Source organism: Cupriavidus sp. 2SB, from assembly GCF_005503625.1.
Taxonomy (GTDB): Bacteria; Pseudomonadota; Gammaproteobacteria; order Burkholderiales; family Burkholderiaceae; genus Cupriavidus.
On the sequence record NZ_SCMX01000016.1, the window covers coordinates 84,206 to 104,439 of the forward strand.

Genomic DNA, 20,234 nt, shown 5'->3' on the forward strand with positions numbered 1-20,234 from the left:
TCGCGCCATGGCCTTCCGATTTGCACGGATTACGTCACGGCGGGCCGGAAACCCGTCCGCAACGCTGGCCTGGCAGCAATTCTTACAACTGTCCCATTGCCGGATCGGTCACTGAATCCTTGCCGGTCTCCACGCGACCTGCAAAGCGGCGGTAGAACGTGAGATCGCTGCTGCTGGTGACGGCAAAGTCGTACCAGCTGCCGCTGTCCTTGAGGGACCAGTTCAGCGTCTGCGTGGCGCCCGCCGCCACCGTGGCTTCCCACGGACCGTCGGTCCGGTAGGCCAGCGGCGTGATGTGGAAGGTGGTCGAGCCGCTGCCCAGGTTCATCAGGTCGATGTAGACATCGCCATTCGTCACTTCGTAGCAGACGCGGATTTCCGGATTGGCACGCGCAGTGGCCAGCACCTTGGTATCGCCCTTGAAGTGGCGGTGATAGCCATTCGGCCCGAGCACCCAGAGATCGTACTGACCGGCATCGGATGACGATGCAGCCCAGGTGTCGGACAGCGTCTTGCCCGCTTCGAGCATGTAGCGGCGCGGCACGCTGTCCAGATCGTTGCGATCGTAGACGTGGAACACGGCAGCCTGCTTGCCCGAGTTCGCGAACAGCAGTTGCACGGTGCCGTTGACGTTGGCGCGGGCGCTGGTGTGCAGCTCGTAGGGCAGGGCGCGCGACGGCACCGAGCCGGCTTCCTGCTGCGGCAATTGCGCGGTGGTAGGTACGGGCACAGCGGGCAGGGCACCCTGCGACGCACGCAGGGCATCCGCTGCGGCGCGCGTCTGGTGTCCGTTCAACTGCGGCAGCAATTCGTTGTTCGGCGTCTTGAAGTTGAAGGCCGAGGTCAGGTCGCCACAGACTGCGCGACGGTACGGGCTGATGTTGGGTTCCTGCACGCCGAAACGGGCTTCCAGGAAGCGCAGCACCGAGGTGTGATCGAACACCTGCGAATTGACCCAGCCACCACGGCTCCACGGCGAGATCACGAACATCGGCACGCGCGGGCCGGGGCCGAACACGCGGCCATCGCGCGCGGGCTGGCTCGTGCTGCCTGCTGGCGGTGACTGCGTGTAGTACTCGGCAGCCATGTCCGTATCCGACAGCGTGCTCTTGCCTGCCAGCGTGTTGTCCGGATGGCGCGACGGGGCGGACGGCGACGGGATGTGGTCGAAGTAACCATCGTTCTCGTCGAAGTTGATCAGCAGGACGGTCTTGCTCCAGACCTCGGGATTGCTGGTCAGCGCGTCCAGCACTTCCTGCAGGAACCATGCGCCCTGTACCGGCGACGACGGGCCCGGGTGCTCGCAGTAGATCGACGGGGCATTGATCCACGAAACGCTGGGCAGCGTGCCATTCGTGACATCGCGCTTGAAGGCGTCGAGGTACTGGTCAGGCGTGGTGCCCGGCAGCGTGTTGGCGATGCCCTTGTACAGCGGATTGGCCGCGTTGTCCGTGGCCGCATCGTAAGCCTTGTACGGCAGCGCTTGTCCGGTGTTGGTGTAAGCCGACTGCGGCGCGCCGCCGCTGGAGACCGGGAAGCCCGAAGCCAGGTTCGCGCGGCGGAAGTTCTGGAACGCGCCCAGCATGTTGTCGCCCCACTCATCGGGCATGTTCTGGTAGCTGATCCAGCTGATGCCGGCAGTCTCCAGACGTTCTGCGTAGGTGGTCCACGTGTAGCCAACGTTGGCATCGGCGGCGATGCCGTTGATCGCATCCCACTCGTTGTTCACGAAGGCACGGTTCTGCGGCATCACGCCGTTGGTGCCGGTGATGTGGAACGAGCGATTGGCGTCGGTGCCGGTGTGCATCGCGCAGTGATACGCATCGCACATCGTGAACGCCCTGGCGAGCGCGAACTGGAACGGGATTTCCTGTTCCTTGTAGTAGCCCATCGAGACATCGTTCTTCGACACGGGCCAGCGCGACATGCGGCCATGGTCCCAGGCGTTCTGGCTGTCTACCCACGTATGCGGCGTGCCGGACACGCGCTGCGCGTTGTTACTGGTGCCATCGAGGTGATACGGCGTCAGGATGCTGCCGTTGGCGCGGCCTTGTTGCCAGATGTTGCGACCGTTCGGCAGCGGAACCGTGATGCGATCGCCAAAACCGCGCACGCCCTTGAGCGTGCCGAAGTAGTGGTCGAAGGAACGATTTTCCTGCATCAGGATGACGACGTGCTCGACATCGGCAATGGTGCCCGTGGCGTTATTGGCGGGAATGGCCAGTGCGCGGCGGATGCTGGGCGGGAAGGCGGCCAGGGCGGCGGCGGAGAATGCCGTGCCAGTGGCCGCCTGCAGAAACTTGCGGCGGGAGATCATGTTTTTTATGACTGAGCGAATGAGTCAGTGAGCGGAGCGGGCGTGCGAGACGATGCGAGCGGATCAGGGCGCGCAGCGCTTGTCGACGGCGGGGGCCGAGGCGCCGGGTTGCGTGCCGGCCGGAGGTTGCGTGGGCTTGTCGTCATCGCTCCCGCCGCAAGCGCTCAGCAACAGCGCGGCGAGGCACGCGGCTGCGAATCCGCGTATGAATCTGGTTTCTTCCATGGTGTCTTTTTTTATCGGCTCGTTATTCGAATCGGGGCTGCCCGGTGAGGCAGGCCGCAAGACTAGGAGACACCAGTGACAGGTTCATGACGCGAGACGCACTTGCGGGCGATTTCCGCACGCGGGTGTCCACATTCGCTCGCCGACATTGCAGTACATTGATTGACACACGCGAGGCACATCGGCGCAGCACCGCGCCGGGCGCCAATTCTTACGCAGTGATGACAAACAGGAGACCCGCATGACGAGCAAGAACACCATTTGTCTGTGGTATGACGGCGACGCACTCGACGCCGCCAACTTTTATGCAGAGACGTTTCCCGACAGCGTGGTAACGGCCGTCCATCGCGCGCCGGGCGACTACCCCAACGGCAAGGAAGGCGATGTGCTGACGGTGGATTTCACGGTGGCCGGCATTCCGTGCATGGGCCTGAACGGGGGGCCGTACTTCAAGCACAACGAGTCGTTCTCGTTCCAGATCGCTACAGATGATCAGGAAGAAACCGATCGGCTCTGGCATGCGATCGTCAACAACGGCGGGCAGGAAAGCGACTGCGGCTGGTGCAAGGACCGCTGGGGCCTGTCGTGGCAGATTTCGCCGCGCGTGCTGACCGATGCCGTGATGGGATCGGACAAGGCGGCTGCCAAGCGGGCCTTCAACGCGATGATGACGATGAAGAAGATCGACGTGGCGAAGATCGAGGCGGCGGTGCGGGGCGAGGGCGGCTAAAACACGCCACCCTCACGCTGGCTTCACGCGACACTCATCGCGCGTCAACCGAACACGCACCCGACGCGCAGCCTTCCTCGACTGGGGCACCTTCCGCCTGACGCGCAACCTCGTCCGTCCGGGCCGCATCTTGCCGCGCTTCCAGCACCAGTTCCGCGATCTGCGCGCCGAGCGTGAGGTCCGCCACCGATCCGAAATGCTGCTGGCGCAGATTGCCACGGGCATCGATCAGGATCAGCGTCGGCGTGCCGCGCATCGCATAGGCCCGCATGGTCTGCGGCACGCCATCGTGCCCGTCGGGGCGGTCCACGCCTACCGGAAACGGAATGCGGTATTCGTGCAGGAACGCCTTGAGCGCGGTGGGCGTCATCGCATCGTGATGCTCGAACACGGTATGCAGGCCGATCACGGCCACCTCTGATGCGGAGAACGTCTGGTGCACCCGTACCGCTTGTGGCAAGCCATGCGATACGCAACCCGGACACAGCATCTGGAAGGCTTCGATCACAACAACCTTGCCTCGCAAACTCTCCAGCGTGATGGGACGGTCGGTGTTGAACCACTGCTGTACGGCAAGGGCCGGGGCGGGTTGGGGATGGCGGGCATTCATGATGGGATCTCCTGCTGCGTCTGATGGTGTCCCTAGTATTGGCTCGCGGCGACCTTCCGGGATGCCAATTCGTCCGGGAAAGATATCCTTTCGTCCAGCGACGAGACCGCCACTTCGCAAGACATCGCGTTCCAAGTTAGCGAGCTAATACCAAAAGCCGGTGCACCTTCGGAAAAACCGGGCGATTCCGACAAATCGCGATCGCCGTCCCTGAGAAGCTTCGCGGCTTAAACCACAGACACCGCGAGACGTTCATGCAGGCCACGATCAACGGCACAGAAATCTTCTTCGACATCGACGGCGAAGGTTTTCGCCCGGGGGCGGGCAGGCTGATTGAAAAGCCGGTGCTGGTGGTGATCCACGGCGGACTCGGCTTCGATCACGGTTACCTGAAACCCGGCCTGTCCGGCCTGCGCGACGAGGCGCAACTGCTCTACGTCGATCTGCGCGGGCAAGGTCGCTCGGGGCGTCCGCCGCTGGAAACCTGCACGCTGGAGCAGATGGCCGATGACGTTGCCGCGCTCTGCGCGTACCTCGGGCTGCATCACGTGCACGTGTTCGGCCACTCGGCGGGTGGCTTCGTCGCCATGCACATGGCGCTGCGCCATCCGGCGTTGGTGCAGGGAATGGTGCTGTGCAGCAGTTCGCCCACGGTGCAGCCGATCATGGACGACACCGGCGAGCCGGCTCCGTCGCTTGCCTCGCGCGCCAACCCGGAAACACTGGCCGTGGCGGCCCGTCTATTCGGCGGCGACATCTCCGCCGAAAGCGTAGACGCGTTCTTCCGCCATGTGGGCCCGTACTACGCGGCGCCCGCCCATATGGACGTGCCGCCCGTGCTCACCGCACTCAGCATTGCTTCGGTCGACATGATGCGGCACTTCATGACCGCCGTGGCACCGTCCTACGACCTGCGCCCCCGGCTCGAACAGATCGATACCCGAACGCTGGTGCTCGTCGGCAAGCACGACTGGGTCTGCCCGCCGCGCGCCAGCCGCGCCATTGCACGCGGCATTCCCGGTGCGCTGCTGGTGGAATTCGAGGATGCCGGGCACTTTCCGTTCTCGGAAACGCCGGGCATGTTCATCCGCGTGATGTCGCAGTATTTCAGCGGGTGAGAGCAGGAGAGAGCGGGGACATCTGTGCTACCTACAACTCTCGGGCAATGGGTGCTTCGTCGGCTAGGACGCTGAGCGGGGAGACTTGGAATATCCGAGGGTTGCACAGGGCTTATCCACAAAACATTTGCGCGTCGCACGTGCCAAGCTGAACAATAGCCGGACCATTCATGAAATGGTTTCATTGCGTCACTCTCGACGCCAGGCTGCATTTTTTCACAGCGAGCTGCGATGCCCCGCCACAATCTCAACGATCTGCTTGCATTGGTCACCGTCGCCCGCGAGCGGAGCTTCACGCGCGCAGCAGCGCGCCTCGACGTCACGCAATCCGCGCTGAGCCACACCATCCGCAATCTGGAAGCGAAACTAGGTGTGCGGCTGCTGACGCGGACCACGCGCAGTGTGTCGACGACCGACGCGGGCGAACTGCTGGTCCGGTCCATTGGTCCCAAATTCGAGGAAATCGAAGCCGACCTGTCCGCCGTGGCCGAACTTGGCGAACGCCCGGCGGGCACCATTCGCATTACGTCCGTCGACCATCCGATCGATGCCATCATCTGGCCACGCCTCGCCAAGGTACTTCCGCACTATCCGGACCTCAACGTCGAATTGACGGTCGATTACGGACTCACCAACATCGTGGGTGATCGCTACGACATCGGCGTGCGGTTTGGCGACCAGATCGAGAAGGACATGATTGCAGTGCGCATCAGTCCCGATGTGAAAATGGCCATGGCGGGGTCACCCGCATATTTCAAGGGCCGCGAAAAACCGATGGTGCCGCGCGACCTGTTGTCGCACCGATGCATCAACCTGCGCCTTCCCACTAGCGGCGGCCTCTATGCGTGGGAACTGGCGAAGGGATCCAGGAAGTTGCAGGCCCGTGTGGAAGGGCAGGTCATTTGCAATAGCGTCAACCAGATGATCAATGCCGCCCTGGATGGCTTTGGGCTGGTGTTCCTGCCGACGCCGGTCGTCCAGTCCTACGTGGAGAAAGGCAAACTCATCAAGGTGATGGAGGACTGGTGCCCGACCTTCCCGGGCTATCACGCGTTCTATCCGAGCCGCAGGCAGTCGTCGCGCGCGCTCAAGATCGTGATCGACGCCATCCGGTACCACCCGGATGGCGTCACCGCTGCTAAGCCTGCGAAAGCTGGTCACGGATAGGCAGGGACCGGATCCGTGTCCCCGTTGCTGCAAAGATCGCGTTGCAGAGTGCAGGCGCGATGGGCGGCACGGGCGGCTCGCCCACACCACCGGGCGGTACGTCGAAATCGCCACCGACCATCCACGTATGGATGGCCCGAGGTGCCATGTGCGAGCGCAGGATCTCGAAGTCGTGGAAGTTGCTTTGCTGGACGCGGCCGTCCTTGAACGTGATCTCGCCCAGCATCGCCAGGCTGATCCCCATCACGCATCCGCCTTCCACCTGGGAACGGATGCGCTCGGGGTTGACCTGCGGTCCGCAATCGATCGCCATGTCCACGCGCGGAATGGTGATCTGGCCCTTGCCATCCACCGCCACTTCCACAACGGTGGCCACATAAGTCACGAAGCTGTACGCCATGGCAATGCCAAGGCCGTGCCCCTTGGGCAGCTTGCGACCCCAATTCGCCCTGCGCGCCGCTTCCTCGATGACGCGCCGCATGCGTCCGGTATCCAGGGGATACACGTCCGGCGATTCGTTGTAGTTCCACGTGTCCGAGAGTGTCGAGGGATCGATCTTGCGCGGCGGGCCGATCAGCTCCAGCAGGTAATCCTTCGGATCGCGCCGCGCCTGATGCGCCAGCTCGGCAACGAAGCTCTGCACGGCAAACGCGTGCGGAATATTGGACACCGAGCGGAACCAGCCAATGCGCGTGTGCGCCGGCACGTCAGCCGACTCCAGCCGGATCGACGGGATCTGGAACGGGACGTTGATGGCCGTCATGCCCGCTTCGAATGCAGCTTTGCCTTCGGCGCCTACCTTGAACGTGGAGGTAATGGTCGGCGCGGCGGACCGGTGCAGCCATGCCGTCGGCTTGCCGCTGGCATCCAGCACGGACTCCATGTGCTCGACTGATACCGTGTGGAAATAGTCGTGGTGGATATCGTCGTCGCGCGTCCACTGCAGCTTGACGGGCTTGCCGTCCATCGCCTTCGACACCAACGCCGCTTCGGAAATGAAGTCGGCCATCGACTTGCGGCCGAAGCCGCCGCCCAGCAACGTGACATGCAGCGTGACGTCCTTGACGTCGAGGCCGACGTGCTTCGCCACGCTTTCCAATGCACCCTGGGGCGCTTGCGAAGGCGCCCAGATCTCGCACTTGCCGTCAACGAAACGCGCCGTTGCCACGGGCGTTTCCATCGAGGCATGCGCAAGATGCGGAGTGTAGTACTGGGCCGAGACCTTGCGCTGGCTGCCGGCCGCCGACAACGCCGCCACGGCATCGCCATCGCTGCGTAGCGCCTTGCCTGGCTGTCGCACGGCCGCTTCGAGCGTGCGGCGGAACACGACGGAATCGTAGCGGCCATTGGCGCCATCGTCCCACTCGAGCTTGAGCGCCGCGCGGCCCTGCATCGCCGCCCATGTATTGGTAGCCACCACGGCCACCCCACCCACGGGATTGAACAACGGCGGACCGTCGTAGCCTTTCAGCTCGACGACCCGCAGGACTCCCGGAACCTTCAGCGTATCGGTGCTGTCGACCTTGCGCAGCTTGCCACCATGGACAGGCGGGCGGGCGATGACCGCGTAGACCATGCCCGGCAGCCGCACGTCGATACCGTAGGTCGCCTTGCCTTGCGCAATATCACGACTGTCGGCCGGCATGATCCTGCCCTTGCCGATGTAGCGGAATGCGTCCGGCTGCTTGAGCCGAAGTTGATCGCGCTTCGGCACTGGCTGCTGCATCGCGGCGGCTGCCAGATCGCCATATCCGATCCGGCGTCCCGTGGCCGCATGAATCACTTCGTGGTTACGCGCCTGCACCTCCGTGACCGGCACCTTCCATTGCGCGGCAGCAGCGGCTTCGAGCATTTGCCTTGCCGACGCACCGACGCGACGCATCGGTGCCAGGAAATGCCGCATGCTGCGCGATCCATCCACGTTCTGGCTGCCATAGCGCGCCTCGTTGGCATCGGCCTGAACGATTCTGACGCGGCTCCAGTCAGCCTCCATCTCGTCGGCGACAACCATCGGCAGGCTGGTTCGCACACCGGTGCCCATCTCGGCTCGATGCGCCACGATGGTCACGGTGCCATCCCGCGCAATCGAGACGAACACCAGCGGATCGTCAACGACACCGCCCGGCATCGCCGCGCCACCGAATTTCTTCTCGGGTTCGGCAGCGGCGGCCTTGGTGACCAATCCGCCGAACTGCAGAGACAGCGCGAACACCGCGCCTGCCTGCAGGATGCGACGGCGCGCCGGTTGTTCGAGCGTTTCGAGGTCGGTGCGGGTCATGCCTTGGCTCCCGTCTTGTTGGCCGCAAGGCGTGACGATGCCAGCTTCACTGCAGCATTGATGCGCGTGTACGTGCCACAGCGGCACAGATTGCCGCTCATCCCCGCCACGATCTGCTCGTCAGTGGGCTTCGGATTCGCTTTCAACAGCGCGGTAGCCGTCATGATCTGCCCGGCCTGACAGTAGCCGCACTGGGCCACGCCTAGCTCGACCCAGGCATCCTGGACGGCCCGGCCTACGCGATCGGCATCCATCGATTCGATCGTGCGTACGCGCTTGGTGCCAATACCGGAGATCGGTGTGACACAGGAGCGGACCGGTTGCCCATCGACATGTACGGTGCAGGCGCCGCAAAGCGCCATGCCGCAGCCGAACTTGGTGCCGGTAAAGCCCAGGGCATCGCGCAGCGTCCACAGGAGTGGGGTGTCGGGGGAGAGGTCGACCTCATGAACCTGGCCGTTGATGTTTATCGTTGTCATGGACGGAAGAGAGGCGGGGGGATCGCGGTATGGTATCGAATAGGCGGCGTTTCGATTACGCACAATGGCTCATTGCCATCATGAAAGCAGTTCATCAATCGTTTCATGAGTCCGGCTCATCAAGGCAACAAGTATCGACCGGCTAGTCGCCGGCGCCCGTAGCCCGGATCATTCGGCCGATGGAAAACACCGCACTACCCAGCACCTCCCCAACATATCCGGACTCGCCTGCGCAAGGTTCGCAGCCGCCGGCCTACTGGAGCGGCGTCTTCGCGATGACGCTCTGTGTCTTCGCGCTGATTGCCTCGGAGTTCATGCCCGTAAGCCTGCTGACACCGATGTCCGCAGACCTGCATGTCACTGAAGGAATGACAGGGCAGGGCATTGCCATCTCCGGCACCTTTGCCGTCGTCACGAGTCTGTTCATCTCAGCCATGGCGGGCAGCATGAACCGAAAGTTGCTGCTGCTTGGGCTTACGGCGGTCATGGCGGCATCGGGTGCCGTTATTGCGGCGGCCCCGAACTACAGCATTTACATGGCTGGGCGCGCATTGATCGGGGTTGTGGTCGGCGGCTTCTGGTCGATGTCGGCGGCCACGGCAATCCGCCTGGTACCGACGCACCAGGTGCCACGCGCATTGGCAATCTTCAATAGCGGCAACGCATTGGCCACAGTCGTGGCGGCACCGGTTGGCAGCTATCTCGGCGCACTCATCGGCTGGCGCGGCGCATTCTATTGCCTCGTCCCGATTGCCCTCCTGGCACTCGCCTGGCAATGGTTCAGCCTTCCCGCCATGCCGGTGCCGATCCGACCCAAAGGCAGCAGCAATGTTTTCGTGCACCTGAAGCGCCCGGTAGTGCGGCTGGGCATGCTCGCAGCCGGCGTATTCTTCTCCGGGCAATTCACGCTGTTCACTTACGTCCGGCCGTTTCTCGAAACGGTCACGCATGTCGATGCATCCGGCTTGTCCCTGATCCTGCTGGCCATCGGCGTGGCGGGATTTGTCGGCACCATGCTGATCGGCGCCGTGCTGAAGCGGGCGTTCCACGCCACGCTCGTGGCAATTCCGATGTTGATGGCCGCCATCGCACTCGCACTGATCGGCCTGGGCCATCACACCATCAGTGTGGTCGTGCTTCTGGCATTGTGGGGGCTGGTGGCAACTGCCGCGCCCGTCGGTTGGTGGAGCTGGATCACGCGCACGTTTCCGGACCATGCCGAGGCAGGCGGTGGCCTGATGGTGGCAGTCGTCCAACTTTCGATCGCACTGGGCTCTACCGTGGGTGGCATCCTCTTCGATACATACGGCTACCGCAACACGCTTGAAGCCAGCGCAACGCTGCTGCTCATCGGTGCAGTACTGGCATGGATGACGGCCCGTGCCGCGCAGATTGACGATGCTCAAGTTGTCAATGAGCCACTCGCTCATATGCAACCGGAGAAAGCGCGGTGAAGTTGTTCATCCGGATAATGCGCCAACATCACGTGTCCAGGCTTTGCTCATCTGTCGTAGGGCTGGCCATTTTCAGATGTCGGCACGGGCGTGCGGGGCCGTTGATATCCCCTATCAGACAGATGCCACGTCATATCTAATGCTCTGCGCGGCTGGGGCGCAGGAGACCCACTCGGCGGTCTGTCTCCAGTCGCGCATCACTGTTCACTTCCCCTGAGGCAGCATCTCGAAACTATTCGATGGTGACATTGCCCTCCTTTACGAGGGCAGCGAACTTGCTGGTCTCATCATTGATGCGCTTGGCAAAAGCTTCAGGCGTACTAGACATTGGCTCGGCACCTGCAGCGAGCATACGTTGCTGGAAGTCGGGTGAGCTGACAATCTTCACGATTTCGGTGTTAAGTTTGGTGACGACGGGCTTGGGTGTTGCTGCGGGAGCGAGCACGCCGAACCACGTACCAATGTCGAAGCCTTTGAGACCCGCCTCATCCATCGTCGGTACGTCAGGCAAGGCGCTGGAACGCTTTGCCGTGGTGACTGCCAGCGCTTTCAGCTTGCCGCCCTTGATATGCGGCAGCACCGTCGTCAGGGTGTCGAAGGACATGGAGACCTGACCGCCCAGCAGGTCCGTGGTCAGCGGACCACTCCCCTTGTACGGCACATGCAGCAACTTGACGCCGGTTGTCGCCTGGAACTGGGTGCCGATCAGGTGTTGCGCAGTGCCGTTGCCATTGGAGCCATACGACAACTCTGGAGATGCCTTCTTCGCCAGTGCGACAAGCTCGGCCACATTCTTTGCAGGCGTCTTCGCGCTGTTGATGACCAGCACGTTGGGGACCATCGCCAGTGTGGAGACCGGGGTCAGGTCCTTCTGGAAGCTGTAGGGGAGCTTCTTGTAGACCGACGTGGCGATGGTGTGGTGCACAGCGCCCATCAACAGCGTGTAGCCATCGGGCTTGGCTTTCGCAACGTAGTCAGCGCCGACCGTGGCGCCCGCGCCTGGACGGTTTTCGACAATGACGGGCTGGCCGAGCGCTTTGGACAACTGATCGCCCAGCGCGCGTGCCAGGACATCGGTCGTGCCGCCAGACGGGAACGGAACGACCAGACTAATCGGCTTGGCCGGCCAGTCCTGTGCAGATGCCTGCGACGCTGCGCAGATTCCAAAGCCGATCACGAAAAGCCCGCAGAGGCCACGGACGCGTTGAGTCGTGAAGGTACGCATGGTTGTCTCCTTTGATTGTAGTGATGGCAATGCGTGTTGATGTGCTAGATCTGCGCGATGCGCAGAAGATTGGTGGTGCCCGCCACGGTGAACGGCAAGCCGGCGGAGATCACGATCGACTGGCCGGGTTCGCCGAAGCGTTCCTTGACGACGGTTCGGCTCGCAAGGTCAGTCATTTCCAGCACATCCACGACTTCATGGCACAGCACGGCATGGACACCCCAGGCGAGTGCCAGGCGGCGAGCCGTGGCGATACGCGGCGTCATGCCCAGGATTGGCACTTCGGGCCGCTCACGTGCCATGCGTAGCGCGGAATAGCCGGAACTGGTGTAGGCGACGGTGGCCGGGACCTTGAGCAGCCCGGCCACATGTCGCACCGCATAGCCGATGGCATCGGCTGCCTCGGCGCGCGGTGGGGTATGCGAAGACTGAATCGCGTCGTGATAATGCGGATCGGATTCGGTGCGCGTGATGATGCTGTTCATCATCGTCACAGCTTCCACGGGATACCGGCCCGAGGCCGATTCCGCCGAGAGCATGACCGCATCGGCGCCGTCGTAGACGGCCGTGGCCACATCGGAGGCTTCGGCGCGCGTGGGTACAGGCGTCGCGATCATCGACTCCAGCATCTGCGTGGCCACAATGACTGGCTTGCCCGCCTTGCGGCAGGCGCGCACGATCTGCTTCTGGAGCGATGGCACCTGCTCGGCTGGCATCTCCACGCCGAGATCGCCGCGCGCCACCATCACCGCGTCGGCTTCGGCAACGATGGCGTCCAGACTCTGGATCGCGGCAGGCTTTTCCAGTTTTGCAACGATTCCGGCGCGGTCCTGCACGATCGCCTTGATCTCCTGGATATCCTCGGGACGCTGCACGAACGACAGCGCAATCCAGTCGACGCCGAGCGTGAGTCCGAAGTCGAGGTCTCGACGGTCCTTCTCGGTCATCGCCGACAGCGGCAGCACCACGCCCGGCACGTTGACGCCCTTGCGGTCGGACAGGGGCCCGCCATTGACGACCGTGGTTTCGGCAAAGTCTCTACCGCAATGGTCCACGCGCAGGCGGATCTTGCCGTCGTCAAGCAGCAGTTCGGTGCCTTCACGCAGTGCGGCGAATATCTCTGGATGCGGAAGGCTGACGCGGGAAACCGTGCCCGGCTGATCGCGGTCCAGGTCGAGGCGGAACGATGCGCCCGCCGGAAGCTGGATGGGGCCGTCGGCAAACGTGCCGATCCGCAGCTTCGGGCCTTGCAGATCGAGCAGCACGCCGATAGGGCGACCGCGCGCTTGCTCGATTTCCCGGATCGTATCGAGCCGTTGCCGATGGTCGTCATGGCTGCCATGGCTGAAGTTCAGGCGGAACACATCGGCGCCCGCGTCGAACAGGGCATCGATGATCTCGGGTGACGTGCTGGCAGGACCCAGCGTCGCCACGATCTTCGCGTTGCGGAGGCGTCTCATGGTCATACTCCATCAGGGCGCGATCAGAATCGCGCGGAAATCGTTGACGTTGGTGAGGGTGGGGCCGGTTACGACGGCATCCCCGAGGGCTTCAAAGAAGCCGTGGCCATCGTTGTTGCCCAGCGCATCCTGCGGACGGATACCCATTGCGCAGGCACGCTGCAAGGTGTCGGGCGTCACGATGGCGCCGGCAATCTCTTCCTGGCCATCGACGCCATCGGTGTCACCCGCGAGGGCATGGACGCGAGCATCGCCGCGCAACGTCATGGCAAGCGCGAGCAGGAATTCGACGTTGCGACCGCCACGTCCCGTGCCTCGTACGGTCACGGTCGTTTCTCCGCCCGACAACAGCACGCACGGCGACGGAAACAGCTGGTGGTTGGCCGATTCCAGCGCGAGAGCGCCGAGCACCAGCCCCACGTCGCGCGACTCGCCTTCGATCGCATCGCCCAGCAGATGCACCCCGAGGCCCGCGTCGCGGGCAACGCTCGCAGCCGCTTGCAGTGCCATCCGTGGTGTGGCGATCAACGTCGTGTCGATGCGCGGCAGCCGCGTATCGCCGGGCTTGACGGTCTCGGCCGCATCGGAATCCAGCACGCGCATGACGTGCTCTGGCAACGCCAGTCCATAGCGCCGGAGAATGTCGATCGCCTCCTGGCGCGTCGTGGGATCGGGGACCGTTGGGCCGGATGCAATGTCGATCGGGTCATCGCCCGGCACATCGGAAAGCAGCAGGTTGCAGACACGGGCCGGGTAGCAGGCTGCCGCCAATCGTCCCCCCTTGATCGCCGAGAGATGGCGTCTGACGCAGTTCATCTCGGTGATCGTGGCGCCTGACTTGAGCAGATCGCGATTGATCTGCTGCTTGTCATCGAGCGAGATACCTGCAAGCGGCAGCGGTAGCAGGGCGGAACCTCCACCGGATATCAGGCTTACGACCAGATCATCCTCCGTCAACCCGGATACCAGTTCCAGCATGCGGCGGGCCGCCTCGTTGCCAGCTGTGTCGGGCACGGGATGCGCCGCTTCCACGATCTCGATCTGCTCGCATGGCACCGCATAGCCGTAGCGGGTTACCACCAGACCCTGCAGCGGACCTTGCCAGGCTTTCTCGAAGGCGTGCGCCATGGCTGCCGATGCCTTGCCGGCACCGATCACGATGGTGCGTCCCTTGGGGCGGTCTGGCAAATGGCGCGCCAGCGTGAGCGACGGCTGCGCGGCGGCGATGGCCGCATCGAACATGCTGCGCAGCAACGCGCTGGCCTGTGGGGTGTCGAATGTCATCGTCATCGCCTCAGTGCATCAGGCCAGCGTGCGCATCGGCGACGCGAGACAAACGACAGAGCAGGGCGCGCACGCCCACGCGGCCCAGTTCCTTCCTGCTCTTCATGCGTGCGACGCCAAGCAATACCTGCACGTACAGCTTGCCCAATAGCCTTTGAATCATGGCTGTCTCCTGCTGATTCGAGGTGAGTCGCCTGCGGTCGAGGGCTCTGCTGGCCGTTGTCGGAGTCCGCAAGGAAGCAGACGCACGGTGGGCGCGCGCCTGCTGGCAGCCCGGCCATGGCCGGGTGCGAAGGGTCTACAGGTGAAGGGGCGAACGCAGCCTTATGCAGCCTTGGCCTGGTGGTGCGCCGCCAGGTAGTCGCAGACCGCCTTGGTCACATCCACGGTCTTTGCCTTGCCGCCGAGGTCCCCGGTATGCAGCGCCGGATTGGCGGTCACGGCTTCGATCGCGGCCATCACGCGTTGCGCGGCGGCGTTCTCGCCCAGATGTTCCAGCAGCATGACCACGGACCAGAACGTGCCGACCGGATTGGCCAGGCCCTTGCCCATGATGTCGAAGGCGGAGCCGTGGATCGGCTCGAACATAGACGGATAGCGGCGCTCCGGATCGATGTTGCCGGTGGGGGCAATGCCCAGGCTGCCAGCCAGCGCAGCGGCCAGGTCGCTCAGGATGTCGGCGTGGAGATTGGTGGCGACGATGGTGTCGAGTGTGGCGGGGCGGTTGACCATCCGTGCGGTGGCGGCGTCCACCAGTTCCTTGTCCCATGTGACATCAGGGAAGTCCTTCGCTACCTGCACGGCCACTTCATCCCACATCACCATCGCGTGACGCTGTGCGTTCGACTTGGTAATCACGGTCAGCAGCTTGCGCGGCCGCGACTGGGCCAGCTTGAACGCGTACCGGAGGATGCGCTCCACACCGACGCGCGTCATCATTGACACATCGGTCGCGGCTTCGATCGGATGACCTTGATGCACGCGGCCGCCCACGCCGGAGTATTCGCCTTCGGAGTTCTCGCGGACGATGATCCAGTTCAGGTCCTCCGGTGCGCAACGCTTGAGCGGCCCATCGATGCCGGGAAGGATGCGCGTGGGGCGCACATTGGCGTACTGGTCAAAGCCCTGGCAAATCTTGAGGCGCAGTCCCCAGAGTGTGATGTGGTCCGGGATCTGGTTGTCGCCAGCGGAGCCGAACAGGATCGCGTCCTTGTTGCGCAGGGCGTCGAGGCCATCGGCCGGCATCATCACCCCATGCTGGCGGTAGTAGTCGCCGCCCCAGTCGAAGTTTTCGAACTCGAAGCGGAAATCGGCGCCACCGGCAGCCAGCGCTTCCATGATTTCCCGGCCAGCCGGGACCACTTCCTTGCCAATGCCATCGCCCGGGATCGTTGCGATCTTGTACGTCTTCATCTTTCGTCTCCTGTCTGGTCTGGAAATCCGTTTCGGTGCCCTCGCGCTGTCGAGAGCATGGGACGGATTCTGGACGGTGGACGAAGTTTTGGATCATGGCTAAAGTTAAACCATTCTTAACCTGTAGGTTGAAGGTGAATATGGTTACCAACAGTGCGATCCAACCGGCCGAGTTGGGCTTCTTCGCGGCGTTAGCCACGGCTGGCAGCCTGAGCGCCGCAGCTCGGGATCTGGGCATCACGACTGCGGCCGTCAGCAAGCGGCTGGGCCAGATGGAAATGCGTATCGGCATGCCGTTGGTGACGCGTACCACGCGGCGCATGAGTCTGACACCGGAAGGGGAGGTCTTGCTCGAACATGCCCGCCGCATCCTGGGCGAACTGGACGATCTGCAGCAACTGCTGACCAGTGCCAAGGGCAAGCCGAGCGGCTTGCTCCGCGTCAATGCCACGCTCGGCTTTGGCCGCATGCATGTGGCGCCGGTGATCTCCGACTACAGCCGGATGTACCCCGAAGTCGATGTCCAACTGCAACTGTCTGCGGACCCGCCACCACTGACCGAAGATGCATTCGATGTCTGCGTGCGATTCGGCGAGCCGCCCGACGCGCGCATCGTGGCGCGCAAACTCGCACCAAACCGGCGGCTACTGGTTGCCTCGCCACGTTACTTGCGCGAGCACGGCACGCCGCAAACGCCAGCAGACCTGCAGCGCCACAACTGCATTGGCATCCGGCAGGGGAGCGATGCCTACGGCGTTTGGCGGCTCACGCCAGTCAAAGGTGCCAAGGCACGTACCGAAGCGATCCATGTCCGAGGCAACCTCACCACGAATGACGGCGAAATTGCCGTGAACTGGGCGTTGGAGGGACACGGCATCGTGCTACGCGCCGAATGGGACGTCGACCGCTATCTCCGCAGCGGAAGACTGGTGCAGGTGCTGCCGCAATATGCCACCCCGGAGGCAAACATCTACGCGGTGTACCAGCAAAGGCATCAACTGTCGTCCCGAATCCGGCTGTTCGTCGAGTATCTCGGCGAAAAATTCGCGGCCTTTGGCCAGTAGGCCCAGCTCTGGGCCAGCAGGGACCGAGGATCCGTCTTGGTCGCTATCTATACCCCACCAAAGTTGGGTTGAGGATGGCAATTGAACAGCCGTTCTGCAAGCGACAGTGCCTAATCTTGCGCGTCGACTACGCGGCAGGGCAGACAAAAATCAAGCAGAACCTATTGCCGAGGGCGTAGGGACAACGGAGATACGGATGGCGTTTATCGGCAATATGAAGATTGGCAAGCGGCTGGGGCTTGGCTTCTCCCTGATTCTGGCATTTTCCATTGCTATTACCGCTATCGCCATCTGGCGGCTTGACAACGTTGCAGCCGCGACGCGCGAGATGATGAAGGTGCCGCTCCTCAAGGAGAGACTGATTGGCGACTGGTATGCCAATCTGGCATCGGGCATCCGACGCACTAGCGCCATTGCGAAGAGTACTGATCCTGCGCTGGGCCCATATTTCGCCGAAGAGGCCGCGGCGTCGTCCAAGAGCTCGGGCGAACTTCAGAAAAAAGTGGAAGCACTGATTTCCACGGAACAAGAAAGGGCGCTGTTCAGCAAGATCGGCGAATCCCGGAAGGCCTACCTGAGTTCTCGCGACGAGATCAACAAGGCCAAGGCGGCTGGTAATGTCGATGAAGCCACGCGTATTCTGGACAAGGTGTTCACCCCAGCGGCGAACGCCTATCAGGGCACGATGCGCGAGCTGGTTGAAGTGCAGCGACGCACCATTGACGATACCGCCCAGGAGATTGATGGCGTTGCCGCCAAGAGTCGCGCACTGCTGCTGGTGCTCGAAGGACTCATCCTGGTACTTGGGATCATCTGTGCGTACTTCCTGACGCGCAGCATCAGCCGTCCGCTGGCACAAGCTGTCAGCGTGTCGCGTCGCGTGGCCGATGGTGACTTGTCCAGCGAGATCGTTGTGAAATCCAGTGACGAGACCGGCGAGCTGTTGCAAGCGCTGAAGGACATGAATGACAAGCTCGGGGGCACGGTCGGAAATATCCGAACGGCCAGCGTGGCGGTCGCCAGCGCTGCGGGCCAGATCGCATCCGGCAATCTGGATCTCTCTTCTCGCACCGAACAGCAGGCTGCTTCGATCGAGCAGACTGCGGCGAGCATGGTCGAGCTGACGGAAACGGTGAATCAGAATGCCGACCATGCGCGCCAGGCGACGTCCCTCGCCGGAAGCGCCAGAGAGATGACGGAGTCCGGGCGTTCCGATGTGGCCGCGATGGTGCAGACGGTCGGGGAGGTGAGTGCCGAGTCGAGGAAGATCGCAGAGATCACCGGCATGATCGAAGGCATCGCATTTCAGACGAATATCCTGGCACTCAATGCCGCAGTCGAGGCAGCACGTGCTGGCGAGCAAGGACGAGGCTTCGCGGTTGTCGCGGGCGAGGTACGATCGCTGGCACAAAGGGCGTCTGGCGCAGCCAAGGAAATCAAGGAACTGATCGAGGCATCAACCGTGAAGGTGCAAGTGGGTGCCCAGCAGGCCGAAGGCGTCAGTGCCGCAATGGAACGGATCAATACGGCAATCGAGCGCGTCTCGGACATCATCGGCGAAATCTCCGCGGCTTCCGACGAGCAAAGCAAGAACCTTGAACAGGTGAGTCTTGCCATTACCCAGATCGACCAGGCGACCCAGCAAAATGCAGCGCTGGTCGAGGAGTCTTCCGCAGCAGCGCAGGCTCTGCGCGAGCAGGCAGTGGGTATGAAGGACGAGGTGATGTATTTCAAGACCGCAGTCCAATTCGCTTAAGCAGCCCGTCCGCCTGGTTCGAGAACAACACAGCGACCATCCGCCGTGTGGGTCTACCCACCGGGGATGGTCATTCGCGTGATGTCGGATTATTTGTGACATTACTATTTGTGGCCAACATTTGTTTTGGCAAGAATAAGCATTATGTTAAATGAAATGTGCAGCTGCGAAGCCCGAACGGACTGGACCCAGCGGCGTCGACGCTAGCCAGTCACGCACCCCGCTTGCGGACATCAGGCCAGATCGCAGCGGAAACCCCTATCTGGAAAGCAATGTTGTGTCGCGCTGCCCAACCCACGCGGGCGACGACAGGTGTTTGGCAAAGTAGTCCATCAGTGCCGTGATTCTTGCGGGTCTGGCGCGGGCCGAGGGGGTGACGAAATACAAGCCGCCCCGCGTCAGGTGCCAGCCATGCAGGAGCGTTTCAAGCCTTCCATCGGCCAGATACTCACCGGCCATGAACTCGGGCAATTCGGCAATGCCCTCGCCTGCGAGCAACATGGGCAGCAGGGCCTCGGAGTTGGTCACGCGCAGCGGGCCAACGGGCGTCACCGGATGTTCTTCGGCTGCGTCGTTGACGAAGCGCCATATATCGCTGCGCGCCCGGTACGCATAGGAAAAACAAGGTCTTGCTTCAAGGTCGCGCGGATGGGTCGGGCGGCCAGCGCGTTCCAGGTAGGCCGGGGCCGCCACGACGATCTGGGAAACCGGGCACAACTGCCGGGCGACGAGCGAGGAATCCGGTAAGGCAGCGATACGCAGCGCCGCATCGAACCCTTGCGCCACGATGTCCACCGTGGCATCTGACAGATGCAGATCGATCGACACTTCGGGATAGGCCTCGAAGAATCCCGGTAGCAACGGTGCCACCCATCGGACCCCGAACGACATCGGCACCGCCAGCCGTATCAGCCCACGCGGCTTGACCGACAGTTCGCGTGCGACGTTCTCGGCAGCTTCTGCCTGCCGATAGAGATTTCCCGCCTGCTCCGCAATCGTGGCACCGAACTCGGTCAGGGCCAGGTGCCGGGACGTGCGATTGAGCAGGCGCCCGCCTAACCGCTCCTCCAGCCTTGCCACCCCGCGCGATACCGTCGCGACGGAGACCCCCATCGTACGCGCCGCCGCGGCGAACGACCCCTCCTCTGCCACCTTGCCGAACATTGCCAGCCCTTCGAAATCCGGAAGCTTCGTCATTTCATTTGTGCAACGATGATTTGCGATCGATTCTATTTCGAAATGATGCGCGCGTCGATATTCTTCTCCCATCGCATCACCCTTTCAGAAACCTCCGAAACCAAACAAGGAGAAACACCATGACCGGCAAGCTCGCAAACAAGATTGCACTCGTCACCGGCGGCACGAGCGGTATCGGCCTGGCCACGGCCAAGCGCTTTGCGGCCGAGGGGGCTTACGTCTATGTCACGGGCCGCCGCCAGGCGGAACTCGATGCTGCCGTTGCCGCGATCGGCAACGCCACCGGTGTCCGCGTGGACTCGTCGAAGCCTGAGGAACTGGATGCGCTGTACAAGCAAATCCGTGCAGAGAAAGGACGCCTCGACGTACTGTTCGCCAACGCCGGCGGCGGCACGATGGTGCCGCTGGGCGACATCACCGAAGCGCACTACCACGACACCTTCGACCGCAACGTCAA

The 20,234-nt window shown here is 62.9% G+C and carries 18 protein-coding genes; 7 read left to right on the forward strand and 11 right to left on the reverse strand.

The window, feature by feature from the left end; genetic code table 11:
- Positions 1–82: 82 nt before the first annotated feature.
- Positions 83–2,317 carry a phosphocholine-specific phospholipase C gene (locus FFS21_RS10355; protein WP_137924749.1) on the reverse strand — a complete coding sequence of 745 codons (2,235 nt, stop codon included), beginning with the start codon at positions 2,315–2,317 and terminating at the stop codon, positions 83–85.
- A 63-nt stretch (positions 2,318–2,380) separates the two neighbouring features.
- Entirely contained in the window at positions 2,381–2,542 is a 162-nt protein-coding gene (locus FFS21_RS32265; protein ID WP_160472402.1) for a hypothetical protein, read from the reverse strand.
- A 241-nt stretch (positions 2,543–2,783) separates the two neighbouring features.
- On the opposite strand from FFS21_RS32265, the gene FFS21_RS10360 reads away from it, so the two are divergent.
- Complete coding sequence (locus FFS21_RS10360) at positions 2,784–3,272, forward strand: VOC family protein (protein ID WP_137924750.1); 489 nt, start codon at positions 2,784–2,786, stop codon at positions 3,270–3,272.
- Positions 3,273–3,306: 34 nt separating this feature from the next.
- Here FFS21_RS10360 and FFS21_RS10365 read toward each other — a convergent pair whose 3' ends face one another.
- Positions 3,307–3,882 (reverse strand): redoxin domain-containing protein, encoded by a 576-nt coding sequence (locus FFS21_RS10365; protein ID WP_137924751.1) that lies wholly within the window; start codon positions 3,880–3,882, stop codon positions 3,307–3,309.
- A 254-nt stretch (positions 3,883–4,136) separates the two neighbouring features.
- Between FFS21_RS10365 and FFS21_RS10370 the strand changes: the two genes are divergently transcribed.
- Together FFS21_RS10370 and FFS21_RS10375 are read left to right on the forward strand one after the other, a co-directional pair.
- Positions 4,137–5,000 (forward strand): alpha/beta fold hydrolase, encoded by an 864-nt coding sequence (locus FFS21_RS10370; RefSeq protein ID WP_137924752.1) that lies wholly within the window; start codon positions 4,137–4,139, stop codon positions 4,998–5,000.
- A 231-nt stretch (positions 5,001–5,231) separates the two neighbouring features.
- Positions 5,232–6,167 carry a LysR family transcriptional regulator gene (locus tag FFS21_RS10375; protein ID WP_137924753.1) on the forward strand — a complete coding sequence of 312 codons (936 nt, stop codon included), beginning with the start codon at positions 5,232–5,234 and terminating at the stop codon, positions 6,165–6,167.
- Here the strand turns inward: FFS21_RS10375 and FFS21_RS10380 are convergent.
- On the reverse strand, positions 6,139–8,445 hold the full coding sequence (locus tag FFS21_RS10380) for a xanthine dehydrogenase family protein molybdopterin-binding subunit (protein WP_137924754.1): 2,307 nt from the start codon (positions 8,443–8,445) through the stop codon (positions 6,139–6,141). The genes FFS21_RS10375 and FFS21_RS10380 overlap by 29 nt on opposite strands.
- Positions 8,442–8,924 (reverse strand): (2Fe-2S)-binding protein, encoded by a 483-nt coding sequence (locus tag FFS21_RS10385; protein ID WP_137924755.1) that lies wholly within the window; start codon positions 8,922–8,924, stop codon positions 8,442–8,444. Before FFS21_RS10385 ends, FFS21_RS10380 begins: the two co-directional genes overlap by 4 nt.
- Before the next feature lie 179 nt (positions 8,925–9,103).
- Here FFS21_RS10385 and FFS21_RS10390 point away from each other — a divergent pair, with 179 nt between their 5' ends.
- Positions 9,104–10,378, forward strand: a complete 1,275-nt coding sequence (locus FFS21_RS10390) for an MFS transporter (RefSeq protein WP_502705160.1) — start codon at positions 9,104–9,106, stop codon at positions 10,376–10,378.
- Positions 10,379–10,610: 232 nt separating this feature from the next.
- On the opposite strand, the gene FFS21_RS10395 is transcribed toward FFS21_RS10390, so the two are convergent.
- The 5 genes from FFS21_RS10395 to FFS21_RS10410 form a co-directional block, all read right to left on the reverse strand.
- Positions 10,611–11,603, reverse strand: a complete 993-nt coding sequence (locus FFS21_RS10395) for a tripartite tricarboxylate transporter substrate binding protein (RefSeq protein WP_137924756.1) — start codon at positions 11,601–11,603, stop codon at positions 10,611–10,613.
- Positions 11,604–11,647: 44 nt separating this feature from the next.
- Positions 11,648–13,063, reverse strand: coding sequence for a pyruvate kinase (gene pyk / locus FFS21_RS10400; RefSeq protein WP_137924757.1), 1,416 nt, complete (start codon positions 13,061–13,063; stop codon positions 11,648–11,650).
- A gap of 12 nt (positions 13,064–13,075) precedes the next feature.
- Positions 13,076–14,347 (reverse strand): glycerate kinase type-2 family protein, encoded by a 1,272-nt coding sequence (locus FFS21_RS10405; RefSeq protein ID WP_502705161.1) that lies wholly within the window; start codon positions 14,345–14,347, stop codon positions 13,076–13,078.
- Between the two features lie 10 nt (positions 14,348–14,357).
- Positions 14,358–14,510 (reverse strand): hypothetical protein, encoded by a 153-nt coding sequence (locus FFS21_RS31990; RefSeq protein WP_171020366.1) that lies wholly within the window; start codon positions 14,508–14,510, stop codon positions 14,358–14,360.
- Positions 14,511–14,671: 161 nt separating this feature from the next.
- Complete coding sequence (locus FFS21_RS10410) at positions 14,672–15,760, reverse strand: tartrate dehydrogenase (protein WP_137924758.1); 1,089 nt, start codon at positions 15,758–15,760, stop codon at positions 14,672–14,674.
- A gap of 140 nt (positions 15,761–15,900) precedes the next feature.
- Here FFS21_RS10410 and FFS21_RS10415 point away from each other — a divergent pair, with 140 nt between their 5' ends.
- Positions 15,901–16,824, forward strand: a complete 924-nt coding sequence (locus FFS21_RS10415) for a LysR family transcriptional regulator (RefSeq protein WP_137924759.1) — start codon at positions 15,901–15,903, stop codon at positions 16,822–16,824.
- A 196-nt stretch (positions 16,825–17,020) separates the two neighbouring features.
- The gene (locus FFS21_RS10420) at positions 17,021–18,580 is read left to right on the forward strand and encodes a methyl-accepting chemotaxis protein (RefSeq protein WP_137924760.1); all 1,560 of its coding nucleotides are present in this window, start codon (positions 17,021–17,023) and stop codon (positions 18,578–18,580) included.
- Positions 18,581–18,838: 258 nt separating this feature from the next.
- On the opposite strand, the gene FFS21_RS10425 is transcribed toward FFS21_RS10420, so the two are convergent.
- On the reverse strand, positions 18,839–19,777 hold the full coding sequence (locus tag FFS21_RS10425; protein WP_137924761.1) for a LysR family transcriptional regulator: 939 nt from the start codon (positions 19,775–19,777) through the stop codon (positions 18,839–18,841).
- A 119-nt stretch (positions 19,778–19,896) separates the two neighbouring features.
- Here FFS21_RS10425 and FFS21_RS10430 point away from each other — a divergent pair.
- A partial coding sequence (locus tag FFS21_RS10430) for an SDR family NAD(P)-dependent oxidoreductase (RefSeq protein WP_137924762.1) occupies positions 19,897–20,234 on the forward strand: 338 nt, incomplete at its 3' end.